Raw genomic sequence first — 11,185 nt, forward strand, 5'->3', positions numbered from 1 at the left:
TTAGTTCCGGTTCGAGATCACATTTCACCCGCAAGGGGTGATTCCCGTCGGCAACGGAATTCCTACTCTCGACTTCATCGTCGTATGCGCGGCGAATAACGACCGAGAAATACGAGGTGAGTCATGTCGGTATGGCAGGTTCTGTGGCTGATCCTGGTGAGCTTCGCATTCATGGCCTACATACTCTTGCTGTTCTTCATCATCAGCGACCTGTTCCGGGACCGTCAGACATCCGGCTGGGTCAAGGCGGTGTGGGTCCTGTTTCTGTTCATTCTCCCGCTGATCACCGCGCTGGTGTACCTGCTGGTCCGCGGCGGTGGTATGAGCGAGCGCACCGCGACCGCCACCGAGCAGGCTCGCGCGGCCGAGAAGGAATACATTCGGACGACCGCCGGCACCAACCATGCCGCGCAGATCGCCGACGCCAAACAGCTGCTGGACAACGGAACGATTTCCGCGCAGGAGTTCGAGCGGCTGAAGGAGAAGGCGCTCGCGTGAGAGCACGCCCTCGACAGCACCCCGGGCAGTGGTCGCCACTTCGGCCAGGTCAGAAGGAAGTCCACTCATGACGACCAATCCGTACGAACAACGTCCGGTCCAGCAGGGTTTCGCCGCCGGAATCACCATGTTCGCCGCCGTCATGCTGTTGCTCGGCAGCATTGTGTTCATCCTGCAGGGAATTTCGGCGGTCGTCGGCGACGACGTGTTCGTCGCCGTCCCCGCCTACAGCTACCGGATGGATCTGACGACGTGGGGCTGGGTGCACATCGTGCTCGGCATCATCGGCGTCCTCGTCGCCTTCGGGCTGATGACCACGGCGACCTGGGCGCGGGTCTTCGCCCTCGCGGTTGCTGGGCTGTCGATCATCGCGAGTTTTCTCTCGCTGCCGTACGCGCCGTGGTGGTCGATCGTGACGATCGTCCTCGATCTCGTGGTGATCTGGGCGATCTCCACTTGGCGGCCGTACGCTCGCTGACTGCCGACCACAAATCGTTGCCCGCCGCGAATCCCATTCGCGGCGGGCAACGGTTGTCGGGTCCTTCGGGTAACGAGTCAGGGCGTCACGATGGCGAAGTCCGGGTCCGGATTGTCCAGGTATCCCATCAATTCACTCAACTTCGCCGCGTCGCCGTCCACGCCAATGGTTCCGTCACCGATCATCTGCTGAATATCCCTGCCTCCCAGCAAAGCTGTGTGGAGATCGGGACCGGTGAGCGTGAACACGGTCTCCGCGGAGGACGAGTCGGCATCGGTATCGAAATGTACGAGAACACCGTTGCGCAGTTGCATGCGGTGCACGAGATCCTGATCGGAAATGCGCCAGTCGATGGTGATATCCGCCGACCATGCCCGGGGGCCGTCGATCCGTAACGCCACCGCGTCGAACAATTGTTCCACGCTGAGCGCGGCGGCGATATCCGGTGATGCCGCCACCGTCGGTGTACCGACGGATCCGTTGCGCAATTCGTAGGCACCCATCAGGAAGAAGTTGCGCCACGTACCGTTCTCCGAGCCGTAGCCGAGTTGTTCCAGCGCGTCGGCTTGCAAGGAGCGGGCCGCCTTGTGATCGGGTTCGGCGAAGATCACATAATTCAATACCTGCGCCACCCAACGGAAGTCGCCGGCGGAATAGGAATCGTGCGCCTTCTTCACCACCTCGTCTACACCGCCCATGAATTCGATGTGGCGCAGCGCCGATTCGGTGGGCGGATGCTGCCACAGGGTGGCCGGATTACCGTCGAACCAGCCCATATAGCGCTGATAGATCGCCTTGACGTTGTGGCTGACCGAACCGTAGTACCCGTGGGTGTGCCATGCCTCGGCGAGCGCCGGCGGCAATTCGATGTTCTCCGCGATCTCGATCCCGGTGGCGCCCTTGTTCAAGGCCCGCAACGTCTGGTCGTGCAGATAGGCGTAGAGATCTCGCTGCAGGCCGAGGAACTCCGTCAGCCTCGCGGTACCCCAGGTGGGCCAGTGATGCGAGGCGAACACGACATCGGAACGCGCGGCGAAACGGTTGATCGACTCGGTCAGATACTTCGACCACACATGCGGGTCACGTACCAGCGCACCACGTAACGTCAGGAGATTGTGCAGCGTATGCGTCGCGTTCTCGGCCATACACAGCGCCCGCCGATCGGGAAAGTAGAAGTTCATTTCCGACGGTGCCTCGGTTCCGGGCGTGAGCTGGAATTCGATGTGCACCCCGTCGACAACCTCGGTCTGGCCGGAGTATCCGATATCGACGGTCGGTGTGATCAGCGTCGGCGTGCCGGTGGAGGTCGTCGGTCCGAGCCCGGCACCCACCGCGCCGTGCGCTCCGCGCGGAAGGGCCGCACCGTACATGTAGGCGGCACGCCGAGCCATCGCGGTTCCCGCGTATACGTTCTCTTCGACTGCGTGTTCGACGAAGCCCGACGGCGCCAGAATCGGGCACCGCCCAGATGTCACGTCCTCGGGGGTGGTCACGCCCTTGACACCGCCGAAATGGTCGATGTGCGAATGGGTGTAGATCACCCCGGTCACCGGCCGGTCACCGCGGTGAGCGCGATACAGCGCCAATCCGGCGGCGGCGGTCTCCGCTGAGATCAACGGATCGATGACCACGACACCGGTATCGCCCTCGACCAGTGTCATATTCGACAGGTCCAGCCCACGAATCTGATAGATCCCGTCTGTGACTTCGAACAGGCCCTGGATCGTGCACAGCTTTGATTGCCGCCACAGGCTCGGGTGGACGGTCGGCGGGCACTCCTGGTCCAGAAAGGAAAAGGAGTCGCTGTCCCAGACCACGTCCCCCGTGTCGTTCTTGACAACTCCCGGTTCCAGGGCCGCTATGAAACCCCGGCGGGCATCCTCGAAATCCTGCTCGTCGCCGAACGGAAAGGTCCGTTCCGCGTCTCGATTCTGTGCCGCGATTTTCGGCGAAACGTGACTGTCAACGGACATCGAACGCACCCCTGTCTCCATTGTGAGCTATCAACACACCGTCACCAGCGACGGTCGCACCGACGACGAGCGCGTACCTCACCCGCGTCGGGTGAAATGTCGGCTACCCGAGTGCACCGCGACCTCAGCGCAGCGGCACTTCCACGTCTCCGCCGCCCTCGTAGGTCAGCCGCGGGTGGATCTTCACCAGGGCAGGCGCGGGAACGAAGCCTCCGGCGAACAACGCCTCCCCCTGGCGGAACCACGGGGAACGGGCCAGCAGCGCCCGCGGCACGTACCCGAAATAGGTGCTCAACTCGGTGAGATCGGCCGGTGAGGTCATCTTCATCAGCGCGAGGTTGTCGCATTGGGAGATGATTCCCGGATGCACGCGCGAGGGGCGCTGCGTCGACAGCAGCAGCCACAGCCCGAATTTGCGGCCCTCGGCAGCGATCTGGATCAGCCGCTCCCGCACCGCAACCGCTACCGGTGAATCCAGCCGCGGGGAGGCGAGGTTGTGTGCCTCGTCGATGACGAGCAGCAGCGGTTTGCGTTCCTCACGCCGGTCCCAGAGCTCGTCGAGGAGTGCGAGAGCTACGACCAGGTGTTGCTCGGGGGTGGAGAAGCCTCCCAATGCCAGAACCGTCACATCCGGTCGCTCGGCCACGATCTCGGTGACGGCCGGATCACCACCGGCCCAGACCTCCCACCCGGACAACCGGAGGTTCTCCACCCGCATGGCCAGCCGCCGGGCAGCGGCACCGCCGGTGTCGCGCAGCCGCGCGAGGGCATCCTCGATTTCGTGGGCGTCGAGCGTCGGTCCGGCCTCGAGATAGGAACCCAGATGCAGCAGTTCGTTGAATTCCTCGCGATCGGCGATCGGATCGAGACGCAGGATGGCTGCCTTCGAGGCGAGAGGCATGCTCAGGAATCTGGCACGCAGTCTCGTCCCCGCACGGCCGTGAGCGCTCAACACCCGAATATTGCGGTCGCGCAATGCGTCTGCGGTCGTCCCGCCGGCCTCCGGGCTCATGTCACCCAGGCGCACGAAGTCGGAGTTGGGGTCGAAGATCACCATCGGCAACGCCGTATGCGCAATGAGCTGCTCCAGCACGACCCCGAGAGCGTAGGTCTTGCCCGATCCACTCTGCCCGCACCAGAACGTATGCCGGTTGAACCGGCCGGGCAGCACCCGCACCGGGCGGCCGGGTGCGCTGAGGTCGGTGCCGACGTCGAGAATCGCCCCGGTCCGATCGTGCAACAGCTGTACTGTCGCGGCGTCGGCAGGTTCCACGGCACCGAGGTCGAACGCATGGCTGGCCCGGGTGTCGATGCCGTCCGCGGCGAGATCACCGAGTAGACGGCCGCGTAGCCGGGCCGGTTCGCCGTCGGAACGTTCCTCCACCAGCGCCAGCTGCCGACTGCGCGCGCTGGTGATGACGACGAAGGTGCCCGGAATCAACCGGCTTCCGGTGGCGTCACCGATGACGAAGGACCGGCCGTCGTCCGAATGCGCCGACAGTTCGGTACCGTGGGCAGTCATCTTCCGAGTGTGCCACCATTCAGCAATTTTTCGGTTATCTTCGCCGGGTGTTCCACCTCAGCTCAGGTCGAGAACACCTCTGATGGTGAACAACGCCCCGAAGATGAACAGCACGCCCAACGTCAGATTCCGATTGTTTCGAATCATCCACGCCTGCACGGAATCCATCGCCTGCTTGGCACGCTCCCCCAACACCAGGTAGATGGCGATCGGGATCAAGAAATCCAGTGCAGCGGCTACCAACAGCAGTACGGCGGCCAGCAACGCAGCCCCCGGGCCTACATGGGAACTGGATATCACACTCATGCCCGACACCATGATGAAGAGATTCGGGTTGATGATCGCGAAGCCGAGACCGACGACGAAAGCCCTGCCGGGACCCGCGCTCTGTAGCGCGGTCAGCCATTTCGGCGTACTCGCCACCGGCCCCGTGGGATGCACCGCGATCCAGCTGCCCGCGGCCAGGAAGATCAAGCCCACCACGAGCCCGGCGCTGTGCGCGGTGTCCTGGGAGGTGGCACCAGGTTCGGATGCGCCACCCAGCAAGGCTGAGATCGCAATCAAGGTGTACACCAGCAGGAATGCGGACCCGAACGCAACGGGGTTACGTACCGGGCGGGAAGAATGCAACAGCAGCGTACATCCCGCGACCGCGCCCGGCGTGACGATCAAGCCCACCATTTCGGGCAGTAACTCCGCGAAAAGAGTACCCATCACGGCTCCTTCGGCCGAGGGTGGCGCTCGGTGGCGACACCGATGCCGGAAAGCTATCGGAGCCGGCAGCCAGGTTCGTCATTCGTTGGGGGTGAAATCGCGTTCCACGCGTACCAACGCTCGCCCGTAGGCGGTCAATGTCGATTCACCGACGACAGGTGTAGCGGGGAAGAACTCCAATCGCACGCCGTGCCCGGTGCGTAGGGTGGCCGTCCAGGATGCGTAGATATCGCGATCCACACCGCTGAGATACAAGCGCCCGCCCAGCTCGTCCAGTCGGCGGGCGTATTCGGCGACGACCGCGAAGAAGGTGGCGTTCAACGTGGTCCGACCGCGCAGGCGCAGGATTACCACCGCGTTCTCCCCGTGCGACGGATTCGGGAGGCGCATCTGCAACGTCCGCGCGCCAGCATAGAACAGACTGCCGTATACATCGAGGATCACAATCTCGCCCGCCGCCAGGTATCTGGGCACCGGAGCCTCCACCAGCTGCTCGTCCTGCACCCGCAATCGCACCACTTTCAAATCCAGCGCGTCGCGGTTGAGCTGCATCAGCAACGACAGCACCACCCCCACACCCAGTGCCGCGGTCACCGGGAGGGCCAACGTCGCAACGAAGGTCGCCACCAGCACGATTCGCGAGGTGGTTCCGCTACTCCAGATCGCGGTCACCCGAGCCGGCTCGAACGAACCGGCCGCCGCCACGATCAAGACCGCGGCCAGTGTGGGCATTGCGACCCGACCCACCAGTCCCGCGAAAGCTACCAGGATCACCAGCATCCAGACACCGGTCGACACCGAAGCCCACCGGGTGCGTGCCCCGGCAGTGCGATTGAGGGCGGTCTGGCCGACCGATCCACCGACCGGCATGCCACGGAAGAAGGCTGTCGCCATATTACCGATTCCCTGCGCGGTGAAGTCGCGGTCGGCATCCGAACGTGGCCCACCCGGGTTGGGAGCAGCATCGGCCACACCGGCCGCCTGCACCAGCACGATGAGCGCGACCGCGGCCGCGCCGGTGATCAACGAAGGTGACAGCAGCGACAGGTCCGGCCAGTGCGGAACCGGAAATCCGGTCGGTATCTCACCTACGTCGGATACCCGGGCGACCGAATCCCATCCGGCCACGATAACCAGCGCGGTCGGCACGATCAGCGCCCCGAGTGACGCCAGCAATCGCACTCGGGTCCGTGCGAACCCGGCCATGAGGGCGATGGCCAGAATCCCGGCCGCCAACGAGCGCAGGTCGATGTCGGCGGGATGGACAATCACCTGCCACGCTTTCTCGACCGGCGTTCCGCCGCCCGGATGCGCACCGACCAGATCCGCCAACTGGCCGAAGACGATGTTCGCGGCGATACCGAGCAGGAATCCGGTCATCACCGAATGGGAGACGAACCTGGTGTACCGGCCGAGCCGCGCCGCGCCCGCCCCGATCATCACCGCACCGGCGATCAGCGTCGGCAACGTCAGCGCAGCCGCGCGGTCGCGCGGTTCGACCGCGACCAGCGCCGAACCCGCCGCCAGTGCGGAGGCATTCGTCGTGGTGACGATCATGAGGGTGGTGCTGGTGGCGAGTCCGCTGAACAGCGGACCGGACATGCTCGCGTACAGTCCGTGGACCGGGCTCACCCCGGCCAGAACACCTGCGGCCATGCCGGAGGGCACGCTGCCGATTGCTCCTGGCAGGCCGGCGATGACATCGGAACGGGTGGGTCGCTCGCGCGGCAACGCCGCTCGCACTTTTCCCGCCACCCGCCGCAGCGCCGAGCCGCCGTCCCCACTGTCAGGACGGCGGCGGCACCACGGCATCGTCGAACGATCGGATCAGGAGTTCTCGGGACGCCAGGTCGCGACGGCCCAGATGACCACGATGCCGAGCGCGATGACGACAATCGACCATGCCGGGTAGTACGGCAGCCAGAGGAAGTTGGCGATGATCGACAGCGAGGCGATCGCGATCGCCACCACTCGGCCCCAGGTACTGCCGGTCCACAGGCCGATCGCGGACACCACCAGCAGGATGCCGAGCACGATGTGCACCCAGCCCCAGGCCGTCAGGTCGATCTCGTAGACGTACTGGGGTCCGGACACGAACAAATCGTCGGCCGCGACGGCCGAGATGCCCTGCAGGATCGATAGCACTCCGATCACTGCCAGCAACATCGCGGCACCGATCGACGTACCGGCGGCGACGCTGTCACGGACCGCATGGGACTGCGGCCGGGGCTGGTCCTGAGGTGCGGTTGTTGCCATCTCCGACTCCTTCCGAGCGGGGGTTCTGCGTCAACCTTGCTCGGGGCGAGAGGTGACCACATCACCCACTGCGGGTGAAGCAACACCCCCGCTCGGCGCGAATCATCCCGAACGGATGATGTGCGGGTTCCGGGCACGCACCACACTCACCGAGGGGGCCAGCACGGATGGACACCGACCGCAGAGAGGCAGATCTCCATGGCGAGGACGATGCGGTATCAGTTCGTCATCGAGGGCGAGCTGTCGGACCGGGCGTTGGCCGTGTTCTCCGACCTGACTCGCAGTGACGTATCCACCGCCGGCACCACCACCCTGTACGGGTCGATGGTGGACAGCACCGCAGTGCGCGGCGTGCTCGCCCGGGTGGACTCGCTCGGATTGACGCTGATCGAGATGTCGCGCCTGCCCGACTGACCAGTCACACACTCATTCCGTCCGGAATCGATTCGGTCAAATCGTCGGCCGATGCGCCCCGTTCACAGCTATCAGCTGGTATACGTACGGTAACTAGTAAACCAATCACCCAGTCGGATTACTACGCGCATTCCATCGATAGAACACAGTGTTCAGGACGGTGTGATGGCAACGAATCGTTTGGCGAACACAGCTCTGACCGGAAACCCACACGGTAGCCGTCGAATTGCCCAAACCACTGATCCGACGAACCTGGACAGCGCACCCGTCCTCGCCTTCACTCCGCTGCGCCTGAAAGAACCGCATCACCGACTCGACCGGGCCCGCGCGGCGGCCGACGGGCACACCGCACTCGTCTGCGCACCGGCCGGCAGCGGCAAGACCGTGCTGGTCGCCGACTGGCTCCGGCGGCGAAGACCCGCGCCCCTCATCGGCTGGGTGGACCTCGCCGACATCGCGACGAGTACCGAACAGCTCTGGCCCGCCGTGCGATCGGCACTGGGCTTGGCGCCGTCGGCACCACGCGACGAATTCACCGATCACACCGCCGCACCGGCCTCGATCGTCACCGCGCTCGCCGACCGGGGCGAACCCGCTGTCCTGGTTCTCGACGATGCCCACCGGATCAACGACCCGGTGCTGCTGGCCGGGCTGCAGTACCTGTTCGAACACGCACCGCCCGTACTCACCACCGTGGTCGTCGGCCGATACGACCCACCGCTGCGATGGCACCGGCTGCAGATGGCGGGGCGCTTGACGCGCATCGGTGCGCGCGAACTCGCGTTCGAGCCGACCGATGTCGCGGCCCTCCTCGCACAGCACAGCTACCCGGCGACCCCGGAAGACATCGCACGAATCCACGATATGACCTGCGGCTGGGCCGGTTTGGTCCGGATCGCGGCGATCCATCTGGAGGCGCACACCGACGACCGCGCCACCGCCCTCACCGCGCTCGAACGCGGTCCCCGGGCGGTCGCGGACTTCCTGGTCGGTGAACTACTCACCTCGCTGTCCACCGCCGAGCGCGAATTCCTGCTCGCGGTGTCGGTCCCCGCCGCGTTCTCCGTGGAGCTCGCCGAGGAGTTGGCCGGCACCTCGGCCAGGACCGTTCTGGACCTCCTGCTGCGCAAGAACTTCCCGATCGACGCCCGGGCAGGTGACGGCGCGCTCTGGTACAGCCTGCACCCGATGCTGCGGACCTATCTGCTCGCCGAGGCCGCCGATACCGATCACGACCGTATCGTCGCCGTGCACCGTACGTGCGCGGACTGGCACATCCGGACCGGCCGGCTCCCCACGGCTCTACACCATGTGCTCGCCACCGGCGATCGCGCATCCTTCGTCGCATTCGTCCGCGACCACGGCGCACGGATGGTCTTCGAAGGCTGCGGCGCGACGCTGTTCCGCGAATTCGACAGTTCTCGCGAATTCGCCGACGACGCGTTCGTGGTCTTGCTGCGGATCGCCGATTCGCTGGAGCGTTCCGATACCGCGCAGGTCGTCGCGCTGCGGGAAACACTGGGCGCACGAGAGGATCTGATCTCCATCTTCGCCTCCCCCGCACTGCTGCGCGGCCTGGCCGACACGGTCGGTGCCGAACGCTGCGAGCAACCGCCCGCGCATCTCACACCGACCGGCGATCCGGTGATCGATTGCTATATCACCGTGCAGGCGGGCAGCGTACGCGCCTTCGAGAGCTCGCACGGAGAGGGCCGGGAGTCGATGCTGCACCAGGCGCTGATGCTCGCACACAGCGCCGACGTCCCCTATCTGGCGCTGCAGGCACTGACCCGGCTCGCCGGGGCGGCCGGCGTTGCGGGCCGTCTCACTCCGATGGACGAACGCGCCCGCGCCGCGCTCGCGCTCGCCGAGCAACACGACCTGAGTGCCACGGCATCCGCAGTCCAAGCACAGACCATCGTCGCCCTGGTCGGCTATCTGCGGTGCGAACAGCCCGCGGGCGAGGTCCGGGTGGGGTCCTCACGGTCGGACCACGACGGTTCGTCGATTCCGGTGGCCGGCCGGCCCACCGCGATCCTTGCCCAGCTCTTCGGACTCGATACCGCACCCGATCGCCATCACGCCGCTCAGGAACTGCGCTCGGAGATGCTGCGCCTGCTCGAGGAGAATCCGGCACCGCTGCTCACCGCCGGATTGTGGACCCAGGTCACCTGGGCGATGCTGCGCATCCACTGGCTGGAATCAGCCCACAGCCTGCTACGCCGCGGAACGGCCGTGCTCGGCGTGACCGCCGAGACCACGCTGCTGGAGGCGGCCGTCGCCTATGCCGAACGCCGGGTCGGCGACGCCGCCGCCCAGCTCGGCCCGCTGCTCGATCGCGACCACGAGCTCGACCTGCTGGCACGGATCGAGGCCCGGCTGCTGCATGCCGTGGTCTGCCACCACCTGGAGCGGCCGCGTCCCGCGCACGACAGTCTGCAGCGGGCGCTGGCGCTGGCCGACGGAGAACGGATCATTCGTCCGTTCACCGATGTTCCCGGGGCCGTCGACCTGCTCGACAGATTCGTCGGCTGTTTCGGGCAGCTGGACCGGTTCGTCGACACGATCAGGGATTCGGCGCCCCCGCGTGCACATGCCGATGCCATCATGCTGACCAGCACCGAATTATCGGTGCTGCGCCACCTTCCGTCCGCCATGACGACCCAGTCCATCGCCGACGACCTGGGCGTATCGATCAATACCGTGAAGACCCATCTGCGCGGCATCTACCAGAAGCTCGGGGCCAGGTCCCGCGCCGACGCCATCATGTCCGCACGCACCGCCGGGCTGATCTGATCGCCCCGCTCGATCCTCACCCCGATCGGATGATGCACACCCCGCCCTCCGTGCCCACAATGCGGATATGGCGCAACAATACGGCGGTATCGGTGCCCAGGAGACGTTGACCACGATCCGGGAGCCGGGCCTGCCACCCCGTCAGATCGCCGCCACCGTCGTCGCATTCGCCTGGTCGGGGATTCTGCTGGCGGCCGGGCTCATCGCACTCCTGATCGGAATCGCCTCGTTCGCCGACAGTGACCTGCTGCTCAGCAGCAGCGATTACGTCTACCGGTTCGGCCACAACACCTGGGGCTGGGTGCACTGTGTCCTGGGTGCCGTGCTGATAGTCAGCGGCGTCGCGCTCATCACCGGCCGGACCTGGGCACGCGCCGCCGCCGCTTTCTTCGCGATGTGTGCCGTGGTCGCCAATTTCCTGTGGCTACCGCACCAACCGGGCTGGGCGGTGGTGGCCATCGCGATCAACACGGTCGCCATCTGGGCCGTGAGTACCTGGCGTCCCGACGACGTGTGAACGGTGGTGCCGGGGCG

10 protein-coding genes are annotated in these 11,185 nt (G+C 65.6%); 5 read left to right on the forward strand and 5 right to left on the reverse strand.

Translation table 11 applies throughout. The annotated features are described in order from the left end of the window. The first annotated feature begins 123 nt into the window (after positions 1 to 123). Positions 124 to 498 (forward strand): SHOCT domain-containing protein, encoded by a 375-nt coding sequence (locus NV2_RS16485; RefSeq protein ID WP_067874609.1) that lies wholly within the window; start codon positions 124 to 126, stop codon positions 496 to 498. 67 nt (positions 499 to 565) lie between these two features. Next, positions 566 to 976 (forward strand): DUF7144 family membrane protein, encoded by a 411-nt coding sequence (locus tag NV2_RS16490; RefSeq protein WP_067874612.1) that lies wholly within the window; start codon positions 566 to 568, stop codon positions 974 to 976. A 77-nt stretch (positions 977 to 1,053) separates the two neighbouring features. Here the strand turns inward: NV2_RS16490 and NV2_RS16495 are convergent, their stop codons facing one another. The 5 genes from NV2_RS16495 to NV2_RS16515 all read right to left on the reverse strand — a co-directional run bounded on the left by NV2_RS16495 (position 1,054) and on the right by NV2_RS16515 (position 7,441). Further along, positions 1,054 to 2,949 (reverse strand): alkyl/aryl-sulfatase, encoded by a 1,896-nt coding sequence (locus tag NV2_RS16495; RefSeq protein WP_067874615.1) that lies wholly within the window; start codon positions 2,947 to 2,949, stop codon positions 1,054 to 1,056. 124 nt (positions 2,950 to 3,073) lie between these two features. Beyond that, the gene (locus NV2_RS16500; RefSeq protein ID WP_084474863.1) at positions 3,074 to 4,471 is read right to left on the reverse strand and encodes an ATP-binding protein; all 1,398 of its coding nucleotides are present in this window, start codon (positions 4,469 to 4,471) and stop codon (positions 3,074 to 3,076) included. 57 nt (positions 4,472 to 4,528) lie between these two features. Beyond that, a complete protein-coding gene (locus NV2_RS16505; RefSeq protein ID WP_067874620.1) occupies positions 4,529 to 5,185 on the reverse strand; it encodes a GAP family protein in 657 nt (218 codons plus the stop codon). A 78-nt stretch (positions 5,186 to 5,263) separates the two neighbouring features. Then, entirely contained in the window at positions 5,264 to 6,997 is a 1,734-nt protein-coding gene (locus NV2_RS16510; protein WP_067874623.1) for a SulP family inorganic anion transporter, read from the reverse strand. A gap of 15 nt (positions 6,998 to 7,012) precedes the next feature. After that, positions 7,013 to 7,441: a DUF7144 family membrane protein gene (locus NV2_RS16515; protein ID WP_067874626.1), complete on the reverse strand. Its 429-nt coding sequence runs from the start codon at positions 7,439 to 7,441 to the stop codon at positions 7,013 to 7,015. 198 nt (positions 7,442 to 7,639) lie between these two features. Here NV2_RS16515 and NV2_RS16520 point away from each other — a divergent pair, with 198 nt between their 5' ends. From NV2_RS16520 to NV2_RS16530, 3 genes are all read left to right on the forward strand, one after another. Then, positions 7,640 to 7,855 (forward strand): DUF8691 family protein, encoded by a 216-nt coding sequence (locus tag NV2_RS16520; RefSeq protein WP_067874629.1) that lies wholly within the window; start codon positions 7,640 to 7,642, stop codon positions 7,853 to 7,855. A 165-nt stretch (positions 7,856 to 8,020) separates the two neighbouring features. Beyond that, positions 8,021 to 10,651, forward strand: coding sequence for a helix-turn-helix transcriptional regulator (locus NV2_RS16525; RefSeq protein WP_067874631.1), 2,631 nt, complete (start codon positions 8,021 to 8,023; stop codon positions 10,649 to 10,651). Positions 10,652 to 10,718: 67 nt separating this feature from the next. After that, the gene (locus tag NV2_RS16530; RefSeq protein ID WP_067874634.1) at positions 10,719 to 11,168 is read left to right on the forward strand and encodes a DUF7144 family membrane protein; all 450 of its coding nucleotides are present in this window, start codon (positions 10,719 to 10,721) and stop codon (positions 11,166 to 11,168) included. The last annotated feature ends 17 nt before the right edge of the window (positions 11,169 to 11,185 follow it).

The organism is Nocardia vermiculata NBRC 100427 (genome assembly GCF_001613265.1).
Lineage (GTDB): Bacteria > Actinomycetota > Actinomycetes > Mycobacteriales > Mycobacteriaceae > Nocardia > Nocardia vermiculata.